Source organism: Paraburkholderia fungorum, from assembly GCF_900099835.1.
Taxonomy (GTDB): domain Bacteria; phylum Pseudomonadota; class Gammaproteobacteria; order Burkholderiales; family Burkholderiaceae; genus Paraburkholderia; species Paraburkholderia fungorum_A.
Genome location: NZ_FNKP01000001.1, coordinates 2,910,410 through 2,931,093 on the forward strand (window position 1 = coordinate 2,910,410; position 20,684 = coordinate 2,931,093).

Below are 20,684 nucleotides of genomic sequence, written 5' to 3' on the forward strand. Positions count from 1 at the left end.
AAGCCCATCCGCCGCAAAAGGTAAAATGCCGGTCCCGGCACCGTGGCGCACACCCGCATCCAGGCGCCGGAACCCGCTAGCACGCCTCACAAAGGCCAGCATCGCCACAAGGCTCATCCATGGCCCGCCCGGCTCGCCGCTTCGTCGCGGCAGACTTCGAAGGCCCGCCGTCCTGCAGGACGGCCCGCTCGACACACCCCGATTTACCCCGCCTCACCCCGACTTCTCGCGATAAAACATAACCAAGGACCACCCGTCATGCTTGCCCGCGTCACTCGTCTGTTTCCGCTCTGGGCCGTGCTCGTCTCCGTCGCCGCCTACTTCTCGCCGGCCTCGTTCGCCGGCATTGCGCCGCACGTCACCACGCTTCTCACCATCATCATGCTGGCGATGGGCGTCACGCTGTCGGTAGCCGACTTCCAGCGCGTGTTCACGCGGCCCGCGCCGGTGATCGCCGGCATCGTGCTGCATTACCTCGTGATGCCGCTCGCCGCATGGGTGATCGCCAAGGCACTGCGCATGCCGCCGGATCTGACCGCCGGCATGGTGCTGGTGGGCAGCGTCGCGAGCGGCACAGCGTCGAACGTGATGATCTATCTGGCGCGCGGCGACGTGGCGCTGTCGGTGACGATCAGCGCGCTGTCGACCCTCGTCGGCGTGTTCGCGACACCGCTGCTCACGCGCCTTTACGTGGATGCGTCGATCTCCGTCGACGTGCACGGCATGCTGATGAGCATCCTGCAGATCGTCGCGTTGCCGATCGTGGTCGGTCTGATCATCAATCATCTGTTCGGGAAATTTGTGCGCAAGATCGAGCCGATCCTGCCGCTGATCTCGATGGTCGCGATCGTGCTGATCATCGGCGCGGTGGTGGGCGGCACGCAGAAGAGCATCGCGTCGGTCGGGCTCGTGGTGATGGTCGGCGTGGTACTGCATAACGGCATCGGACTGCTCGGCGGCTATTGGGGCGGCCGCCTGCTCGGTTTCGACGAAGCGGTCTGCCGGACGCTCGCGATCGAAGTGGGCATGCAGAATTCGGGCCTCGCCGCGACGCTCGGCAAGCTGTATTTCACGCCGATCGCCGCGTTGCCCGGCGCGCTGTTTTCGGTGTGGCACAACCTGTCGGGTTCGCTGCTCGCGGGACATTGGGCCGGACGTCCGGCGAAAGGCTCGACGCATCCTGATGGCGAGCGCGTGCTGGACGCGAAGCGCGGGTAAGCCGTTCAGGCAAGCCCTGTCCGCATAAACCGGACTCTTGAACAGCATTCGGTGGTCGCGGTCTCGCATCGAGCGATGGCCGCGACCAGGAAAAGTCCAGGCTCGCTGCGCACGCTGGACGGCGATCACTTCGGCTGCCCTAGCGCAAAGCCCGCGTTCGTTTAATTGGCTCGAGCTGCCTCTGCGTCCGCGCAGAACAACCCGCCGACACACCGAATAACGCGCCCAATAACGCGTCGAATAAGGCACCTTTCAAAACACCTCGCCCGCTTCCCTTCCTCGCCAGATCCCCACCCTGCCCGCCAAAAAAACCCCACTCGCAGAATCCCTTAGAATGCATTTCTCGTCAGCGTGAGCTACGCTGCCGCCACGAAAAGCGTACCAACCAAGGGAAGACAGCGTGCCGGGGCATCACTACCAGAACCACGACGCACAGCAGCCAGAGTGCGCGCTCAGCAGCCCCCGGAAGCCGTTCACCTGGGAATCGACGAGACATTTTTTCCTGCTGCTCTGCGCGACGGCATGTCTGACCGCCTGCGCCACCAAGCCTCCCGCCACCGCGTTCGATCGACAGATCACCCACGCACTCCCCGTCAGCGAAACCACGCCACTGAGCACCGCGCTCGCGCCGCTCGAAGCCGCGCATCCGGGCCAATCGGGGTTCCGTGTACTGTCGAACGGCACCGACGCGTTGCAGATGCGCATAGCGCTAGCCCGCTCGGCGACCAGAACGCTCGACATGCAGTACTACATTGCCAACGAGGACACCACCGGCAAGCTGCTGCTCGGCGCCGCGCTGTATGCGGCCGATCATGGCGTGCGGGTGCGGATGCTGGTCGACGACCTGAATTTCAAGGACATCGACCGCATCATGGCGGGCCTGAATTCGCACGACAACATTGAGATTCGCGTGTTCAATCCGTTCGGCAGCGCGCAGGAAGGCGTGTTCGAGCGCACGACGAATCTGTTCACGCAGATCGGCCATTTCACGCGCCGCATGCACAACAAGGCGATGATCGCGGACAACCAGCTGGCGATCGTCGGCGGCCGCAATCTCGGCGACGAATATTTCAGCGCGAGCGAAACGCTGCAATTCCGCGATCTCGACGTACTGGCCGCGGGCCCGATTACCGCCGACATCTCCGCGAGTTTCGACGACTACTGGAACAGCAGCATCTCCTATCCGCTGCGAGTGCTGAACAAGCAGAAGTTCGACCAGAAAGAACTCGACGCCACGCGTGACGACCTGCGCGCGCACTGGCGCACCAACGCCGATCCGTACAACGCGAAACCGCTGAACGCGACGCCGCTCGCGCAGCAGATTGCCGGCGAGCAACTCGGCCTGACCTGGGCGCCCGCCGAATTCAAGGCGGACTCGCCTGAGAAGATCGTGCATCCGTCGCCCGATTACATCAGTCCGCCGATGCAGCGCCTGGGTGAACTGACGCGCGACGCGCGCAAGGATTTACTGATTATTTCGCCGTACTTCGTACCGCACGAGACGGGCGTCAAGGCGGCGGCCGAACTGACGCATCGCGGGGTGCGTGTCGCCATCCTGACCAATTCGCTGGCCGCGACCGACGCGGTCGCCGTGCAGGCGGGTTACAGCCCGTTTCGCGTGCCGTTGCTGCAACAAGGCGTCGAACTATACGAATTCAAGCCGCAACAGGACACGCCGACCGCGCGTCTGACCGGCTCGAAATCGCGCGCCAGTCTGCATGCCAAGACCTACGTGGTCGACGACAAGATTCTGGTGATCGGCTCGATGAATCTCGACCCCCGCTCGGCCAATCTGAATACCGAACTGGCGCTGGTGATTCACAGCCCGCCACTCGCCGAACAGGTCGCGCAGATTTTCGCGCGCGCTACATCCCCGGAGGCAAGCTATCGCGTCACGCTCGCAGACGACGCGCAGCTTGCTTATCTCCACTCGATCGGCGCACCACCGTCGCCGCTCGTGTGGACCGATACAGAAGACGGCATCAGCCGCACCTACATTTTCGATCCACAGGCCGGGTTATACCGGAATGCGTTAACGGGTCTATTCTCCCTATTGCCCGTCAACGCAGAACTTTGAGAACCGGAGTTGAACATGACTGAAGACGTACGCATGGAGCGCGACACGTTCGGCGAAATCGCGGTGCCGAACGCTCGTCTGTGGGGCGCACAAACGCAGCGCTCGCTGCAGAATTTCCGTATTTCGACCGAGAAGCAGTCGCCCGAACTGATCACTGCGCTGGCTATCATCAAGCGCGCGGCCGCCGAGGTGAACACGAGCCTCGGCGTGCTCGACGAAAGCAAGGCCAAAGCGATTATCGAAGCAGCCGACGAGATCATCGCCGGCAAGCACGCTGGTGAATTTCCGCTTGCCGTGTGGCAAACCGGCTCCGGCACGCAGACCAACATGAACCTCAACGAGGTGATCGCGAATCGCGCGAGCGAGTTGCTCGGCGGCGAGCGCGGCGAAGCGCGCAAAGTACATCCGAACGACGACGTGAATCGCGGCCAGTCGTCGAACGACGTGTTCCCGACCGCCATGCACGTGGCCGCCGCCGACGCGATCGTCAAGCATCTGCTGCCCGCGTTGAAGACGTTGCGCACCACGCTCGACGGCAAGGCAAAAGCGTTCGCCGATATCGTCAAGATCGGCCGCACGCATCTGCAGGACGCGACGCCGCTGACGCTCGGCCAGGAGTTTTCGGGCTATGTCGCGCAGCTCGATCACGGCATGCAGCACGTCGAATCGGCGCTGCCGCATCTGTATCAACTCGCACAGGGCGGCACGGCGGTCGGCACGGGTTTGAACGCGCATCCGCAATTCGCAGACAAGGTCGCTGCGGCAATCGGCAAGCAAACCGGCCTGCCGTTCGTGTCGGCGCCGAACAAGTTCGAAGTGATGGCCGCCGCCGACGCGCTGGTGTTCGCGCACGGCGCGTTGAAGACCGTCGCGGCGAGCCTGAACAAGATCGCCAACGACATCCGCTGGCTCTCGAGTGGTCCGCGTTGCGGCCTCGGCGAACTGTCGATTCCGGAAAACGAACCGGGCAGCTCGATCATGCCGGGCAAGGTCAACCCGACTCAATCGGAAGCGCTCACGATGCTGTGCTCGCAGGTGTTCGGCAACGACGTCGCGGTGAACATCGGCGGCGCGAGCGGCAACTTCGAGTTGAACGTGTTCCGTCCGATGATCGCGCACAACGTGCTGCAATCGGTGCGTCTGCTTGCCGACGGCGCGCTCAGTTTCAACGACAACTGCGCGGTCGGCATCGAGCCGAATCACGACCGTATCGAAACGTTGCTGAACGAATCGCTGATGCTGGTGACGGCGCTCAATCCGCACATCGGCTACGACAAGGCCGCGAAGATCGCGAAGAAGGCACACAAGGAAGGCACGACGCTGAAGGCGTCGGCGCTGGCGCTCGGCTTTGTCACCGAGGCGCAGTTCGACGAGTGGGTTCGTCCGAACGAGATGGTGGGAAATTAAGCGGGATTTCCGCTGAGCGAACCGTGCAAGTGGTGAACGATTCGCCACTTGCACGGCGACGATCTGGGCATTACTCGAAAACGACTCAGGTTCAGGTTCAGGGCCGCCAGAACTTCACGTTCGTGCGGTCAATTCCCCAGTCGAACCAGCGCGTCGTTTAAACCTTCCCCTGCGCCACTTCTTCCGGCTTCAGTTCGACGATGGCGTCGAGCGCTTCCTTCACGTCCATCGCGTATTTGGCGAGGCGCTTCTGTTCATCCGTCTGCGGCACGAAAGCCGGCACCGGCACCGGATGACCGTTCTCGTTGACCGCGACCATCACGACCAGGCAATCCGTGGTTTGCAGCAGCTCGCCGCCCTTCGGATCGCCCGCCTGCACCGACACGTGAATATGCATGCTGGTGCGGCCTGTCGCGACGACCCGCGCGCGCAATTCAACGAGGTTGCCAACCAGAATCGGCCGTCGAAAGCGGATATTGCCGACGCTGACCGTCACGCAATAGCGTCCCGACCACACCGCCGAGCACGCGTACGCGGTTTCGTCGATCCACTTCATCAGCGCGCCGCCGTGCACCTTGCCGCCGAAGTTGACCGAGCTGGGTTCGGCGAGAAAGCGGAAAGTGGTTTCCGAACGGTCAAGCGGCGCTACGGGTGGGGTGCTCATGTTGACTCCGGTCAATCGGATGCATTGAAAGGAGGCGATTATACGAGCGCAATATTGCTTGCGTCGCGAGTCAACATGGGTTGTGACGCGGGATTGTTGTGAAAACGGGCCGGATTCTTCCTGAGAACTTTCAGGTGGCCTGAGTGGAGCGACGTTTGTCCGCGCTTATTTGCGCACGGAGATGCCTTCGTCGATCGTGCCGTACATGCTGATGCTGCCCGACCCCGAGCCCGAGCCGGCATTCGATCCGGCTCCACCCTGGGCGCACGCGGTGATCAGCAGAATGGTGGCGGCGACGGCGAGAAAAATTTTCATGACAGCGTGTTCCGATCCGGCAAAGACAGGCGTGAATTTTAGCCTGGCGGACCTGGCCGACGCAGAAAGACTCCCGGCTGCCCGATCCTGCCGGACTTTCATCGCCGAAGGATTCCATTGTTCACGCCAGGCTGAAACATCGAATGCCCAAGCCCGCTAAAGTGGATCACATGGCGCCCCACTCGCGCCGCCCATTGGAGACGCCCATGTCCGCCACCCTTTCCGACGAACAAAACCATTTCCCCGGCTTGAGCCGGATCGGCGCGCTGCTAGCCGACCCCGGCCGCGCCGCGATGCTGTGGGCGCTGATGGACGGCAGCGCCCGCCCCGCCGGCGAACTGACGATGATCGCGGGGCTGTCGCCGTCGGCGGCCAGCGCGCATCTCGCGCGTCTCACCGACGGCGGCCTGCTCGCGCTCGAAGTGCGTGGCCGGCATCGCTATTTCCGGATCGCGACGCCCGAAATCGCCGCATCGATCGAAGCGCTCGCCAACGTCGCGCAGGTCAGCGCGCCGCAACGGGCCGCGCCGCGCCCGGTGCGCACGGTGCCGCTCGACATGCGCTACGCCCGCACCTGCTACGACCACATGGCGGGCGAACTGTCGGTGCGGGTGTTCGAGAAGCTGGTCGAGCGCGGCTTGCTGACGCTGCACGGCACGTCGCTCGAAACCACACCCGACGGCGCCGGGCATTTCGCCGAATGGGGCATCGATACGTCCGCGCAGAAAAGCCGCCGGCGCCGCTTCGCCTGCACCTGCCCCGACTGGAGCGAGCGACGGCCGCATCTCGGCGGCGCACTCGGCGCGGCGCTGCTCGATACGTGGTCGGCCAGCGGCTGGGTCGAGCGCACCGAGCGGCCGCGAATTCTGCGGATCACACCGGACGGGCATCGGCACTTCGATGCTTTTCTCGCGGCGTAAACCATTCGCCGCGACGCGGCCGGCACGCTCGACAACCCGTTAATCCTTCGACGAAAAGCGTTGCCGAGACCTTTTGTTACACGCCTATATGAGAGCCTTACAAAACTGCGGGCCTTGAAACAAACGCCACGGGTAAAGTGACTCACGGACATGGCAAACGGCCGCGTCCGTCGGAGATAAATCATGAGAACAGTCACCCACCACCGTCATTCGAATCGTCGCAGTCAGGGCTTGACGCGCTACACGCTGATCGCCACCGCCGCGTTCCTGCTGGCCGCGCAGGCGGGCTTCGCGCAGGAGTTGCCGACCCAGCCCTCGCCTCAGGAATTCGCCGCGAGCAACCCGAACGCCGATCCGCCGGGCCGCGTCGCGCGGCTGAACTACACGGCGGGCGCCGTGACCACCGAACCCGCCGGCGCCACCGACTGGTCGTACGCACAGATCAACCGCCCGCTCACCACCGGCGACCAGCTCTGGAACGATCAGAACGCGCGCTCCGAATTGCACATTGGCTCGACGGCGGTGCGCCTCGGGCCGTCCACCAGTCTCGACGTCCTCAATCTCGACGACAACGCCGCGCAGCTCAAAGTCGCGCAAGGCACGCTGTCGACCCGCGTGCGCGAACTCGCGCCGGGCTCGTCGTACGAAATCGACACGCCGAATCTCGCGCTCGGGCTGAACGGCCCTGGCGACTATCGTGTCGACGTCGCGCCGGACGGCAGCAGCACGACCGTGACCGTGCGCAGCGGCAGCGCGACCGTTTACGGCGACGCCGGCCAGGTACCGGTCGCGGCGGGCCAGCAGGTGCGCTTCGGCGGCACCGGCCTGCAACAGCTTGCCGACAACGGCGTACCCGGACTCGACAGCCTCGACCAGTGGGCCGCCACGCGCGATGCTGCCGAAGACCGTTCGGTGTCGGCGCAATATGTGTCGCGCGACATTCCCGGTTATCAGGATCTCGATGCCAACGGCACGTGGCGCAACAGTCCGCAATACGGCGAGGTGTGGGTGCCGCGTGCGACGCCCGCCGGCTGGGCGCCCTACCACGACGGCCATTGGGTATGGCAGGCGCCGTGGGGCTGGACCTGGGTCGACGACGAACCGTGGGGCTTCGCGCCGTATCACTATGGCCGCTGGGCTCAGGTCGACGACACGTGGGCATGGGTGCCGGGACCGGTCGAAGCCGACGTGCAGCCGGTTTATGCACCGGCGCTGGTCGCATTCGTCGGCGATGACGAAGGCGGCAGCGGCGCGGTCGACTGGGGCGTGAGTCTCGCGGTCGGCGGCGCGCTCGCGGCGGGTGTCGCGTGGTTCCCGCTCGGCCCCGGCGAGCCGTGGCATCCGCATTGGGGCGGTCACGATCACTGGAGCCCGGGGTACTACAACCGTGTCAACCGGACGACGATCGTCAACAACTACAACCGCAACGTCGACATTCACAACACGTACATCAACTATCACGCGCGCGGCGGTTTGACGGCTGTGCCGGCGACCGCTTTCGTGCACGGTCAGCCGGTTGGGCGTTTCGCGCAGAAGGTCGATCCGCAGCAATGGCGCAACGCGCGGATCAACCCGGGCGGACCGGGAATCGCGCCCGTGCGCGAGAGCTTCGGGCCGGGTCTGCGAAACGCGAATTACCGGCCGCCGGCGGCGGTGATGGCGCGTCCGGTGGTCGCGACGCGCAATCCGGCGATGCCCGCCGCTTATCACGACAGCCTCGCGCAACGCTTCGCGCAGAGCGGCGGCCGGGTGCCGGGCGCGGGTCAGCCGATTGTGCGGACTTCGGTGCCAGCGCATATGGCAGGCGGTCCGGGCGCGTTGCCGGTGCAAAACGTGCGGGTGGTCCAGTCGCATATCGCTGGACATCCTCCGGGGATGGCGGCTGCGCCGGGGGCACCGGGTGCGCCTGGTATGCCGGCGGCTGGCGGACCGCGTGGTATGCAGCAGGCTGAGCAGCGGCCAGGCGTCATGCCGGGACAGGCGCAGCAGCGCGGCGGTGAAGTGCAGCAGCGACCGGGGATGCCGCCGCAAATGGCGGCGCAGATGGGGAATCAACGGGCGCAGTCAGGGGAGATGGCGCGTCCGTCGAACGGGGTGCCTCGTCCGCCGCAAGCGAACGGCGGCGGCAATCCGGGCGCTTTCGCGCAGCAACACGGGATGCCGCAGCAGGCAGGTCAGCAGGCGGCTGAGAATGGGCGCCGCGAACCTGCGTGGACGCAGCCTCATACGCCGATGGCGCAGCAGGCGCAGCAGGCGCAGCAAGGACAGCGGCCGGGTGGGCAGCAGGAACAGGCAGCACGGCCGGGGTTCGAGCAGCGGCCAGGCGGTCAGGCCGAAGGTATGCAACCGCGTGGCGCTCCGCATCCCGGTGAAAATCCGGCGATGCAGCAGCAGGCGCAAATGCAGGCACAGCAACAGGCGCGCATGGAGCCGCGTGCCGAGCAGCGGGCTCCGCAGCAGATGCAGCAAGCGCAGGAGGAGCGTCAGCAGCAAGCTCAGCAGCAACAGGAGCAGCGTATGCAGCAGCAACGTCAGCAGCAGGCTCAACAGCAACAAGAGCAGCGTATGCAGCAGCAACGCCAGCAGCAGGCTCAGCAGCAACAGGAGCAGCGCATGCAGCAGCAACGTCAGCAGCAGGCTCAGCAACAACAGGAGCAGCGCATGCAGCAGCAACGTCAGCAGCAGGCTCAGCAACAACAGGAGCAGCGTGTGCAACAGCAGCATCAGCAGATACAGCAGCAACGCCCGCAGCAGCAACAACAGCAACACGCCGAGCAACATACCGGCGGCGGCAACCGCGACGAGCATCACAAAGGCTAGCCAACGCTGTCACACGCTGCACAAAAAACCCTCGCGATTCACATCGCGGGGGTTTTTTCTTCTACGCGGCCAGGATAGCCGCTCTGTCCGGTATCAAATCGCCATCGGCGCGGTCAACGGCTCATGGTGTTTGTAACCGACCAGCGAGAAATCCGAAGGCTCGATCTTCTCCAGCCATTCCGGCTCGTACACGCCGGTTTTCGCGTAATCCGGCACGCGGTCCGAAATCGCGAAAGCAGGACTCTCGTACGGCTCACGCGTGAGCTGCTGCTGCAACATATCGAGCTGATTCTCGTAGATGTGCGCATCGCCGATGAAGTACGTGAACCAGCGCGGCGTGTACCCCGTCAGACGCCCCACCAGATGCAGCAACGCCGCGCCTTCGGTCAGGTTGAACGGCGTGCCCAGCCCGACATCGTTACTGCGGATATACAGGCACAGCGAAATCTCGCGCTTCGCCACGTTCGGCAGAAACTGATACAGCAGATGACACGCCGGCAGCGCGATCTGATCCAGCACCGCCGGATTCCACGCGTGAAACAGAATCCGCCGGTCGGCGGGGTTCTGCATGATCGTGTCCAGACACTGGCGCAACTGGTCGATCGCCTTATACAGCAACACCTTGGGGCTGCCGTTTTCGTCGAATTCGGTGACCACGTGGAAACCACGCGCGGTCGCATCGGCGAGCTGCGCGCTTGCGCCGGCGTCGAGCACCTTGTACGCCGGCCATTGACGCCATTGCACACCGTAGACATCGCCGAGATCGTCCGGCCCCTGACGATACGGGTTGGCCAGCCACTGCGGATTCTGGTTCGCGTTCGCGTCCCACACCTTGCAGCCGAGATCGCGGAAATCCGCGGCACTGCGCGACGCGCGCAGAAATCCGACCAGTTCGCCGATCGCCGACTTGAACGCCAGCTTTTTCGTCGTGACCGCGGGGAAGCCCTGCTGCAGATCGAAGCGCAGCATCGCGCCCGGCATGCTGATGGTACGGATGCCCGTGCGGTTCTCCTGCCACGTGCCGGTGTCGAGGATCGTGCGGACGAGGTCGAGATATTGTTTCATGCAGGTTCCTTCGACGAGGCGCGGACCAGAGCCCGACCGCGCGCCACGGGGATTGAGCGTAAAACCCGATTTTAACAAGCGCGGCGCGCGAGCGCCCGGTCGAGGCTCGCGAGTGGGGAAATATCGAAGCGAAACGGAGTTTGGCGCAGTTGGCGAAACGAAAAGACTAGCGGGCGCGATACGCGGCCATCTTGTCGACGATGACCGCGCGTCCCCGAAATTCGGATGATCAGCGAGTGAAAATGTGACCGCGGCGGCTCAACGCAAACAAGGTCAGCGCCGCCAACTCTTTCAAAGATGTGGCACCGACGCCGGCAAATCCCCATGTGGCGACGACATCGGCTCGCCTTCCATATGCCGCATGCCATGCGAACACAGCAGACGGTACAAGGTGACGCGCGAAATGCCGAGTTCCTGCGCGGCATCGCCAAGCCGTCCGCGATGACGCAGCAACGCCAGTTCGATTGCCTGCCGCTCGGCGGCTTCCCGTGCCTGCGCAAGCGACACCGGCACGATCTCCACATACTCGGCCAGTTCGAGATCGCGCGCGGTGATCGCCCGGCCCTCGGACATCACAATTGCACGGCGCACCCGGTTGATCAGCTCGCGTACATTGCCCGGCCAGCCATAGTTATGCAACGCCGCGATCGCGTCCGGCGCGAAGCCGCGCAGACGCCGGCTCGCATCTTTCTTGAAGCGCTCCAGCATATGCCGCGCGAGCAGCTCGATATCCTTGCCGCGCGCGCGCAGCGGCGGCTCGTCGATCTGCAGCACGCAAAGCCGGTGATAAAGGTCCGAGCGAAAGCGCCCTTCGATCATCGCGGCGGTCATATCGACGTGAGTCGCCGAAATGATGCGCACGTCGACATCGATTGCGCCGTGTCCGCCCAGCCGCTCGACCTTGCGCTCCTGCAGGAAACGCAGCAGGCTCGCCTGACTTTCAAGCGGCAAATCGCCGATTTCATCGAGAAAAAGCGTGCCGCCATTGGCGGCTTCAACTCGCCCGATCTTGCGCTGATTCGCGCCCGTAAACGCGCCGCGTTCATAGCCGAACAATTCGGATTGCAACAGATGCGGTGGAATCGCGCCGCAATTGATCGGCACAAAAGGCGCGTTGCGACGTGCCGAGCGTTCGTGAATCGCGACGGCCGTCAATTCCTTGCCGGTACCCGATTCGCCGGAAATAAACACCGGCGCATCCGTCATCGCCACTTTGCGGATGGAGCGGAACAGCGCGAGCATCGCGTCGCACGAGCCGACCATTTCGCCTTCCGCGCCTTGCGACGCATCGTTCGACGCAGGTTCGCCGAGCGAAATCATCCCGTAAGCGTGCCCGACCGAATCGACGATCCGGTCGCCCGAATAAGGTACGGTCACGTAATCGAAACAGTAATCGCGAACGAGACGGCGCAACGCGGCGTCCTGCAATTGGCCCGGCGTAGTAGCAGCAACCCAGCCGACATTCGGCATGGTCAGACAGGATTCGAAAGCGGCGATTTCGTGCGGCTGGAAATCGCTGGAAAGATCGAGCAAACCGCCCGCTGCCATTCCGGCGCGAACTGCCCGGCGCACGTCGCGCGCCGACCCTACGACTTCAACGTGCCAGCCGCGCTGGTGAAAGCAAGTATGCAGTTCCGCGCTTGGATCGCGCGAAACGTAAATCAGTTGCCGCGTTGCGGGTTCCATTATTCAGATCCTCTCGTCAACGAACGTTAAGGACGACGCACGCACCTGAATCTCGATTCAGACACGCTGACTCGTTCGGGATTCGCAAATAGCAAATACCGAACGGCCATTCCATTCCGTGCGGACAGCTGATCCCCAAGAAAGCGGCGTGTGTGTTTGAGACGGCCCATTTGTGGGCTTTTTTAAATCTGAAGCTCTTTTCGAGAGCTTACTATACGCGCGCCGCTTGGAAAACAATTATGCGAATTTAATCAGGGACCCTTGCCCAGCAAGGCATTCACGGCATAAATCAATTATTAAACCGACAAATAAAACATTAGTGGAAGCGCTTTTCCTGGCGTTCACCCGCAGATAGTCCGTAGCGGCGCGATTAACAAATTATAGGTATTTTGTGCCTCCCGTTTCAGCGTTGAAACGTTTTTGACCGATTTCCGAATCGTTACTCCCTGCTTTTCGGGTCGCATCCCGATCCATCAATGGATTGCGAGCGATGGCACACGTTTCGCTAAATGCTGTGCACCAAGGAGACACATCATGCGATTCGTTTTCCGCATTGATCTACACAATATCGTGCCGTGCGCCGCCCTCTTCGCGGCGCTTGCACTGAGCACCCTGTCCGGCGGCGTCCACGGACAGGAGGCCACCCAGGCCGGAACCGCCATGCTGGCGGAATCCGCCGATCCGGCCAGCCACGCTCACTTCATCTTCACGAGCATGCAGTCCGCTGCGTTGGCCTCGGCCAGCACCGGCGCCGACGCTCTCGCCGAAGGTAGCCCGCTTGCCAGCTACGCGCTGACCATGCCGGTCGATGGTGCATCGATGAACGATATTTCGCTCGACGACCAGATGCTCTCGCGTCAACGCGGCGGCGCGCTCGGCATGGTGATGGTCGCCGCGACACCGCAACTGATGCGCGGCAACGGCAGCGTGACGCTGTGGGATGAGATCGCGCCGCCGTCACCGATGCCGATTCCGGTCGACGCCGCACGCAATGCCCAAGGCAATGTCGCCACGTACCAAAGAAAGTAGCGCGAACAAATTAACGATGCAAACAGACGGCGCCGATTAAACCGCCGCGACCAGCGAACAGAATAAAAGGACCGAGAAATGACCACCCTCATCAGGACGCCGCGCGCCGACAGGTCGCGGGCGGCGTCGCCCGCCCTCGCCTTGACACTGCGCATTGCGCGAACCCGCGACAGGTTTCCCGCCGCGCTGGCCGGCATCGCCGCCCTGTTCGCCCTCTGCTTCGCCATCGACGCTCAGGCGCAGCAGGTCACGAATCCCGGCGACATCATCGTCGAACGCACCGTGACGCCGCGCGACGCCTTCGTTCCCGTACCTCGCGACCAGGACCCGGTCGCAGTGCGCGCCACCACTTTCCCGGCCAACTCGTTCAATCCGGCCATCGCCCAACTGGTGGGTGATACCGATCTGACGAACGCGCACGGGTCCAGCGGTGTCGCCGACAACGGCGTGCTAGGCGGCACCGGCATGCAGGCAGTCACGCAGATCCTCAGCGGCCGCGCGACCGGCAACAACATCGCGCTGAATTCCGGTTCGATCGGCGCGCCCGCAGCGGGCATCGGCGGAACGATTACGTCGTCGGTGACCGGCGCGCTGGCGCCTCTGTCGAACGTGCTCAGCGGCACGCTCGGAGGTCTGAAATGAACTCGCTCAAGTTCGATCCGCTGCGGCTGGCCCTCTGCATGTGCCTGAGCGGCGCGGCCCTCGCAGCCGGCCACGCGCATGCGCAATCGGCGCCCCGCGTCAGCGCCGACGCGACCATCGGCAACGGTGCGGGCGCGGGTGTGACCGGCGCGTTCACCGTCAACGAGACGGCGGGGATCGATAACGCCCAGGCCAATCAGGTGACGATCACGACCGGCGGCTCGATCGCCGGCAACGACAACGCGAGCGTGCAAAGCGCGTCCGGGGCCGCGAAGGTCACCAGCGCGCGAGCCACGATCGAAGCCAACGCTTTTTCGAACACATCCGGTGCGGTGCTGGTGAACCAGTCGGCCGGAGCAGGGAATCTGCAGCGCAACAGCACCCAGATCGGGACTGGCGCGCTCGGAGTCGAGACCGTCTCGGATGGGGAGCTATCCGCGACGGCCCCGAAAAACGGAAGTCTGGGTCAATCCATCGGGGTTCATAGCGTCCGCGAGGCAAACATCTCCAGCGATGCCTTCAGGAACGTCAACGGGATCGTGCAGATCAACCAGGCAGCCGGCGCCGGTAACGCAACGGCAAACAGTTTTGTGCTCCGTCCCCCGGCGGGCACTTTTTTTAACTGACCACACTTAAAGTATCGGAGCGAATCATGAAGCGCACTCTTATTGCTGCAGCCGTACTCGTCGCCGCATCCAGCAGCGCATTTGCTGCGAAGCCCGTCTACCTGTTCAATGCCACGATGATCGGCGAAGCAGTCGGCGTCGAAGGTCTGGTCGGACTGTACGGTTGCGTCCACGTGTCGAGCACGGCCGGCGCGGTGATCAACAACACCCAGTCGGTCAACGTGCAGGCGATGCTGATCCCGCAAGCGCAAAGCTACACGGTCGGCGCGGTCACGAAGACCTACAACGACACGGATGCCTCGATCAAGACCAGCGGCACGGCCAGCCTCACGACGACCCAGTCGCATACGACGCACTCGTCCGGCTCGCAATCGTTCGAAGCCTCGGGCGGCTATGTGTACGGCAGCCAAAGCAAGTCGGTATCGGGCGGCGGCTATGAAGGCAGCCAGCAGGCTTCGGGCATCGTCGGCGGCTTCTCGCACACGGCGTCGAATTCCGGCGGCCATATTGCGGCGGGCGGCTCGATCGGCGGCGGTTACACCACACATTCGTCGCGCGACGGCGCCTCGTTCAGCGCGGGCGCAGGCTTGCAGGCCGGCTATCGCGAATCGAGCTACGCGAACTCGTCGGGCGTCGCAGGCGGCTTCGAAGCGTCGGAAGCATCCGGGCAAGGCAAGGTGTGGAGCTTCAACGCCAACGAAGGTTCGGGCTATGCGGCAGTCGCCGAACAGTCGTCCGGTCATTCGAGCAGCCATACCTCGTCGAGCGACTCCTACGGCGCCAAATGGGACGTCAACGCCAGCCTGAAGACGACCAACGACACGACCAGCGGCTACGTCACGCAATACACCAACACCCAGGCTCCGGGCACGCTGACCGCGACCACCGGCACCAACGCAGCCAACAGCGTGTCGGGCAACCTCGGCATCAACATCGCGGAAGGCATCAGCAATGCGCAAAGCAACGACACGTCGCTGGCCTCGGTCGATGTCGGCAACGTGTTCGGCAATGCGCAGATCTTCAGCTCGCAAGCGTCGGCCGGCAACGCAACGATCAACAACTTCAATCTGAACGCGTCGATCGGTGATGGCTCGCTGTCGGGCGTGTCGGGCAACGTCGGGGTGAACGTGGCCTCGGGTATCGGCAACGTGCAGAACAACAGCCTCGCCGGTGCTGTGACGACGAAGACGCAAGGCGATGTCTCGACCACCGCGATGGTCGCCACGGACGACAACTCGCAATCCGCCACGATGGCGGTTGCCGGTCAATTCCAGGGCACCGCGACGCTGGGCGCCAACTCGCTCTATATGGCGTCGGGCAACATCGGCGTGAACATCGCGGGCGGCGCGGGCAACCTGCAACACAACGGCCTCGCGATCGCAGCGCTGAACAGCGGCAAATAAGCTGACCGGCACAAAAAGCCAGAAGCACATCGGGAGGGACGTGCCGGCCGCCATCCAGGGCGGCCGGCACGGATAAAAGCAGGAGACCAGTATGTCCGGGTTCAAGGGGTTCCCGGCGCGACGGCTGTTGGCCGTAGCGCTGGCAGGCTGCACTCTGTGCGTGGACCAGACTTACGCACAGTCGAGCATCGACACGTCCACGCTCGTGGGCGTGCCGTTGACGAAAACGATCCGTTCGATGAAGGACATTCGTTACAGCCACGTCGTCAGCCAGCAATTCGACTACAGCTGCGGCGCGGCAGCGCTCGCCACCCTCCTGAAGTTCGGCTACGGAATCGACATTCCGGAAACCGAACTGATCCGCCGGATGATGGTTTTCTCGACGCCCGACGTCGTGGTCAAGAACGGCTTCTCGATGCTCGACATGAAGAAGTTCGTCGAGACCATCGGCTTGCGCGGCCGCGGCTTCCGGGTCAACACCGACGCGCTCACTCATCTGCAGATTCCCGTGATGGTTCTGATGAACATCGACGGATACGAGCATTTCGTGATCGTCAAGCATGTGGAGAACGGCCGCGTGTTTCTCGCGGACCCGGCGCTCGGCAATCGCATCGTGCTCGAAGAGGATTTCGCGAAGACCTGGAACGGTCTCGTGTTCGCGGTCCTCGGCAAACCCTTCAGGGAGGATTCCCCGCTGTTGCAGGACAACGAGTCGCTCGCGCTCAAGCTGCGCGCCAGCGCGCTGGCTAACGGCACCGCCGCGACTCCCTTTGTCGAGTATGGCTTGATCAAGGCAGACCTGTTCTGACCCAACCATGAAGCAACATCTCACACAGCTCGGGCTTGCCTTCTGCGCCGTCGCATTCGGCGCAACCGGCAGTGCTCATGCATCACAGGGCATCGGCTCGCCGGCGGCGCCGGAAGCGCTCGCTTCGTCAGCCGGTCCTCGCGACCTGGCCTCCGCCGCCGTCAAGGTGCAGATGGTCGACGACGACGTGCTCGCCGGACAGACCGGCAAATACGTCGGCGCCACGATGATTTCCGGCTTCGTTCTGAACGTGCTTTCGCAATGGCAGTTGCCCAACGGCGTGAACGCGCTCGCGCAGGGGACGCTCGGCGCGGTGCGCAATACGGCCGGCCAGCTCGTCAGCACCGTCAGCACATTGGCCAGCGTGACGGGCAATGCCCACGGCGACTCGGGGGCCAATCCCAACGCGCAGGCAAACGGCGGACAGAGCATCGCGGTCAACGGCGTGTCGCAGGTCACGCAGGTTGCCGGCGACAGCAACAGCGGCTTTAACGCCGCGACGATCGACTTCACCAGCGGCGCGCTGCCGTCGACGGGCACCGCCAATGCCCCGTCGGCTGCTGCCAGCAATAGCAACGGCTCGGTCAAGGCCGGCATCTCGTTCGGCAGCAACGGCGTGCAGGTCGCGCTGCAAACGCCGGCCGGGCTCGCCACCCAGACCATCACGCCGGGCAACGGCCAGATCGCCCAGCTACTCCAGATTGCAGGCAACAACCAGCAGGTCGCCAATGCGCTTCAGTTGCATCTGCAGACGCAGCAGATGTCGGCCGCCATGCTCCGCCAGATCGGCGTACTACAAGCACTGCAAAACAGGAGATAGACCGCACCCGAAAGGAGAAAAAACGGCGGGCCGCCACCCGCCAGACAAGCAGCAAACGCAGCAAGAGCAGTACAGATACGGCCGCGCAACGCCTTCGCCAGACCAGCAGGCAGCGCCCGGCCGGAACACCGGGGGAGCACAAAATGACAAGACTTTCATCGATCAGGGCGCCGCGCATGGCGCTGGCGGCCATTCCGGCCGCCGCCATGCTGTTTGCGTTTTCACAAGGCGCGGCCGCTCAGGCGTTGGCGCAGCAATCCGTAGAAGATCGGCTGAATACGTTGATGCGGGTCGTCGACGAGCAGCAGCGGCAGATTCATTCACTCGAACGTCAGGTCACCGATCTGGAGATGTCGCAACGCGGGCGCGGCATACCGGGTGCGGGTGCGCCCGCAGGTAGCGAAGCGGTGGCGGAACAACCCGGCGCGGACGGCTTGCCCGTGCCGTTGCCGCCGCTCGCGCAGGTCAATCCCGGCACACCCGCGCCGGGCGGCAACACGGGCACGGCGACCGGCGTGCCCGTCAACCCGCCGCCGCCCGACGGCAGCAGCGGCAGCAGCGCGGGCGGCCTGCCGCAAGCCACTGACGGCAGCGGCCGCAGCGGCACCGTCGGCCAGACCCAGCAAGCCGCCGAACCGACGCGCACGCAAGCCGAGCAGGCCGTCGTGCAACGCGAACACGCGCCGCTGTTCGACCACAAGCTGACGATGGACCTCGGCTTCAGCGACACGTACTACGATCGCCGCCAGTTGCAGTTGTCGGGCTTCCTCGCACTCGACGCGATTTTCCTCGGCAACATCAACCTGGGTCAGACCAAGTCGCACCAGGTGATGGCCGATCTCGACACGCGCTACGGCCTGACCGACCGGATCAGCGTCGATGTCGACGTGCCGTACGTGTACCGGCATAGCAACTTCATCGTCGGCGGTGCGGGCGGCGCGGCCAGCACGCTGTCGGACGCGTCGGTGAGCAGCAACGCGATCGGCGACGTCAACTTCGGGATCTACTACCAGTTCCTGAAAGAGACCAACAGCATGCCGGACGTGGTCGGCAGCCTGCGCTTCAAGGCGCCCACCGGCACCTCGCCGTTCGGCCAGAAAGTCGTGCAGATCGACGCGAACAACACCAACCTGGTCGCGCCGACCGAGCTGCCCACCGGCACCGGTTTCTGGAGCGTCACGGCCGGCGTCTCGGTGCTGAAGACCTACGACCCGGTGGTGCTGTTCGGCAGTCTTTCGTACACCTACAACATCGCGCGTTCCTTCGCGGACATCTCCTCCGTGCAGGGACAAACCGAGCCGGCCACCGTCAAGCTCGGCGACGTCGTGCAGTTCGGCGGCGGCGTGGCGCTCGCTTTTTCGGACAAGGATTCGGCCAGCATCTCGTTCACGATGGCGCTCGAACCCGAATCGAAAACGCGTGCGCCGGGCGGCTCCTACTCGAAGGTGCCGGGCAGCGAAACCACGGCAGCAGCGATGAATTTCGGCCTGAACCACGTCGTGAACAAGCACCTGACGATCAACGGCTCGGTTTCCGTCGGCATGACGCCCGACGCGCCGAACTTCGTGGTCGGCGTGCGGTTTCCCTACACCTTCTGACGTGATCACAAAGCGAGGTCGTCCGTGCGTCAATCACCTCATCTGACCCATGTTGTAAAGGTGGCGGGAGCCGCGGCGGGTACGCATCTGTCGCTCGCGGTGCCGGGTGGAACGGCTGCCGATATGTCTGCCGACGTCACCCCTTGCCGCGCGCAACCGAAAGCGGCAGAGACCGGCGCGGCGGCGGAGCATGCCGCTGCCGAGCGCCGGTTGATCTACGTCGCGCGTACGCTCGACGAAACGCTGATCGCGCATCTGAAAAGCCGTGGCTGGCATGTTTCGGCAGCGCGTTCGGCCCATGAACTCGGGCGGCTGGTGAAGCCCGATCTGGCCTGCGCGGGCATCGTCGATCTGGCGAGCTTTCCGCCGCGCGATCTGGCCGGGCTTGAAGCCAGCCTGCGCCAGCAGCAGGTCGGCTGGATCGCGCTCGCCACCCGCGAGCGGCTCAATGATCCGCTGGTGCGGCGGCTCGTGCGCCACTACTGTTTCGACTACGTCAAAATGCCGGTCGCCCACGCGACGGTCGACTATCTGGTCGGCCACGCGTTCGGCATGATGACGCTGTGCGATCCCGAAGCCGCGCCGCCCGTCAGCGAATCCGGCGACGACGAAATGGTCGGCACCTGCGAAGCGATGCAGCAACTCTTTCGCACGATCCGCAAGGTGGCGAACACCGACGCGAGCGTGTTCATCTCGGGCGAATCGGGCACCGGCAAGGAACTGACTGCGCTCGCGATTCACGAGCGCTCGCCCCGCCGCAAAGCGCCGTTCATGGCGATCAACTGCGGAGCGATTCCGCATCATCTGCTGCAATCCGAACTGTTCGGCTACGAGCGCGGCGCGTTCACGGGCGCGAATCAGCGCAAGATCGGCCGCGTCGAAGCCGCCGACGGCGGCACGCTGCTGCTCGACGAAATCGGCGATCTGCCGCTCGAAAGTCAGGCGAGCCTTTTGCGCTTCCTGCAGGAAGGCAAGATCGAACGGCTGGGCGGCCGCGAATCGATTCCGGTCGACGTGCGGATCATTTCCGCAACCCACGTCGATCTCGAAGACGCGATGCGCGACGGACGCTTCCGTGCCGACCTGTTCCATCGTCTGTGCGTGCTGCGCGTCGACGAGCCGCCGCTGCGCGCGCGCGGCAAGGACATCGAAATTCTCGCGCATCACATTCTGGGCAAGTTCAAGACCGACAGCGCGCGCAAGATTCGCGGCTTCGCGCCATCCGCGATCGAGGCGCTGTACAACTACAACTGGCCCGGCAACGTGCGCGAGCTGATCAACCGTGTGCGCCGCGCGATCGTGATGGCGGAGAACAAACTGATTTCCGCCGACGACCTCGATCTCGCGCAATTCACGGAGCAGCAGACCATGACGCTGTCGCAGGCACGCGAGGCCGCCGAGAAACGCGCGATCGAAGCGGCGTTGCTGCGCCATCGGCATCGGCTGAACGAGGCGGCGGCGGATCTGAACATTTCGCGTGTGACGCTGTACCGGCTGCTGGGTCAGCACGGTCTGCGCGAGTTGAGCGCCGTCGACGAAAAAGCGGGGCCCGGCGACGACGAACCGGCACCGGCGTGAAGCCGGCG

The 20,684-nt window shown here is 64.1% G+C and carries 17 protein-coding genes; 13 read left to right on the top strand and 4 right to left on the bottom strand.

Going from position 1 to position 20,684, the window contains the following annotated elements:
* Nucleotides 1–258: 258 nt before the first annotated feature.
* The 3 genes from panS to fumC all read left to right on the top strand — a co-directional run bounded on the left by panS (nt 259) and on the right by fumC (nt 4,702).
* Complete coding sequence (panS, locus tag BLS41_RS12830) at nt 259–1,218, top strand: ketopantoate/pantoate/pantothenate transporter PanS (protein ID WP_074764993.1); 960 nt, start codon at nt 259–261, stop codon at nt 1,216–1,218.
* A gap of 400 nt (nt 1,219–1,618) precedes the next feature.
* Nucleotides 1,619–3,295, top strand: coding sequence for a phospholipase D family protein (locus tag BLS41_RS12835; protein WP_083379965.1), 1,677 nt, complete (start codon nt 1,619–1,621; stop codon nt 3,293–3,295).
* Nucleotides 3,296–3,310: 15 nt separating this feature from the next.
* Nucleotides 3,311–4,702, top strand: coding sequence for a class II fumarate hydratase (gene fumC, locus BLS41_RS12840; protein ID WP_074764995.1), 1,392 nt, complete (start codon nt 3,311–3,313; stop codon nt 4,700–4,702).
* Between the two features lie 157 nt (nt 4,703–4,859).
* On the opposite strand, the gene BLS41_RS12845 is transcribed toward fumC, so the two are convergent.
* Complete coding sequence (locus BLS41_RS12845; RefSeq protein ID WP_042321988.1) at nt 4,860–5,366, bottom strand: acyl-CoA thioesterase; 507 nt, start codon at nt 5,364–5,366, stop codon at nt 4,860–4,862.
* A 165-nt stretch (nt 5,367–5,531) separates the two neighbouring features.
* Nucleotides 5,532–5,681, bottom strand: coding sequence for a hypothetical protein (locus BLS41_RS39010; RefSeq protein WP_171910227.1), 150 nt, complete (start codon nt 5,679–5,681; stop codon nt 5,532–5,534).
* Between the two features lie 206 nt (nt 5,682–5,887).
* Between BLS41_RS39010 and BLS41_RS12850 the strand changes: the two genes are divergently transcribed.
* Together BLS41_RS12850 and BLS41_RS12855 are read left to right on the top strand one after the other, a co-directional pair.
* On the top strand, nt 5,888–6,601 hold the full coding sequence (locus BLS41_RS12850) for an ArsR/SmtB family transcription factor (RefSeq protein ID WP_074764997.1): 714 nt from the start codon (nt 5,888–5,890) through the stop codon (nt 6,599–6,601).
* A 183-nt stretch (nt 6,602–6,784) separates the two neighbouring features.
* On the top strand, nt 6,785–9,421 hold the full coding sequence (locus BLS41_RS12855) for a DUF6600 domain-containing protein (protein WP_074765000.1): 2,637 nt from the start codon (nt 6,785–6,787) through the stop codon (nt 9,419–9,421).
* Nucleotides 9,422–9,514: 93 nt separating this feature from the next.
* On the opposite strand, the gene BLS41_RS12860 is transcribed toward BLS41_RS12855, so the two are convergent.
* Together BLS41_RS12860 and BLS41_RS12865 are read right to left on the bottom strand one after the other, a co-directional pair.
* The gene (locus BLS41_RS12860; protein ID WP_074765002.1) at nt 9,515–10,486 is read right to left on the bottom strand and encodes a thymidylate synthase; all 972 of its coding nucleotides are present in this window, start codon (nt 10,484–10,486) and stop codon (nt 9,515–9,517) included.
* Between the two features lie 291 nt (nt 10,487–10,777).
* Nucleotides 10,778–12,172 carry a sigma-54 dependent transcriptional regulator gene (locus BLS41_RS12865; RefSeq protein WP_074765004.1) on the bottom strand — a complete coding sequence of 465 codons (1,395 nt, stop codon included), beginning with the start codon at nt 12,170–12,172 and terminating at the stop codon, nt 10,778–10,780.
* A 534-nt stretch (nt 12,173–12,706) separates the two neighbouring features.
* On the opposite strand from BLS41_RS12865, the gene BLS41_RS12875 reads away from it, so the two are divergent.
* The 8 genes from BLS41_RS12875 (at nt 12,707) to BLS41_RS12910 (ending at nt 20,676) form a co-directional block, all read left to right on the top strand.
* Nucleotides 12,707–13,201 carry a hypothetical protein gene (locus BLS41_RS12875; RefSeq protein WP_074765007.1) on the top strand — a complete coding sequence of 165 codons (495 nt, stop codon included), beginning with the start codon at nt 12,707–12,709 and terminating at the stop codon, nt 13,199–13,201.
* Between the two features lie 78 nt (nt 13,202–13,279).
* The gene (locus BLS41_RS12880) at nt 13,280–13,843 is read left to right on the top strand and encodes a hypothetical protein (RefSeq protein ID WP_074765009.1); all 564 of its coding nucleotides are present in this window, start codon (nt 13,280–13,282) and stop codon (nt 13,841–13,843) included.
* Entirely contained in the window at nt 13,840–14,469 is a 630-nt protein-coding gene (locus BLS41_RS12885; protein WP_074765011.1) for a hypothetical protein, read from the top strand. The genes BLS41_RS12880 and BLS41_RS12885 overlap by 4 nt, the downstream gene beginning before the upstream one ends.
* 26 nt (nt 14,470–14,495) lie before the next feature.
* Nucleotides 14,496–15,872, top strand: a complete 1,377-nt coding sequence (locus BLS41_RS12890) for a serine-rich family protein (RefSeq protein WP_074765013.1) — start codon at nt 14,496–14,498, stop codon at nt 15,870–15,872.
* A 91-nt stretch (nt 15,873–15,963) separates the two neighbouring features.
* Nucleotides 15,964–16,680: a C39 family peptidase gene (locus BLS41_RS12895; protein ID WP_074765015.1), complete on the top strand. Its 717-nt coding sequence runs from the start codon at nt 15,964–15,966 to the stop codon at nt 16,678–16,680.
* 7 nt (nt 16,681–16,687) lie between these two features.
* Nucleotides 16,688–17,500 carry a peptidase C39 gene (locus BLS41_RS12900; RefSeq protein ID WP_074765017.1) on the top strand — a complete coding sequence of 271 codons (813 nt, stop codon included), beginning with the start codon at nt 16,688–16,690 and terminating at the stop codon, nt 17,498–17,500.
* Between the two features lie 143 nt (nt 17,501–17,643).
* Nucleotides 17,644–19,098: a hypothetical protein gene (locus tag BLS41_RS12905; protein WP_074765019.1), complete on the top strand. Its 1,455-nt coding sequence runs from the start codon at nt 17,644–17,646 to the stop codon at nt 19,096–19,098.
* A gap of 123 nt (nt 19,099–19,221) precedes the next feature.
* On the top strand, nt 19,222–20,676 hold the full coding sequence (locus tag BLS41_RS12910) for a sigma-54 dependent transcriptional regulator (protein WP_436971999.1): 1,455 nt from the start codon (nt 19,222–19,224) through the stop codon (nt 20,674–20,676).
* Nucleotides 20,677–20,684: the final 8 nt, after the last annotated feature.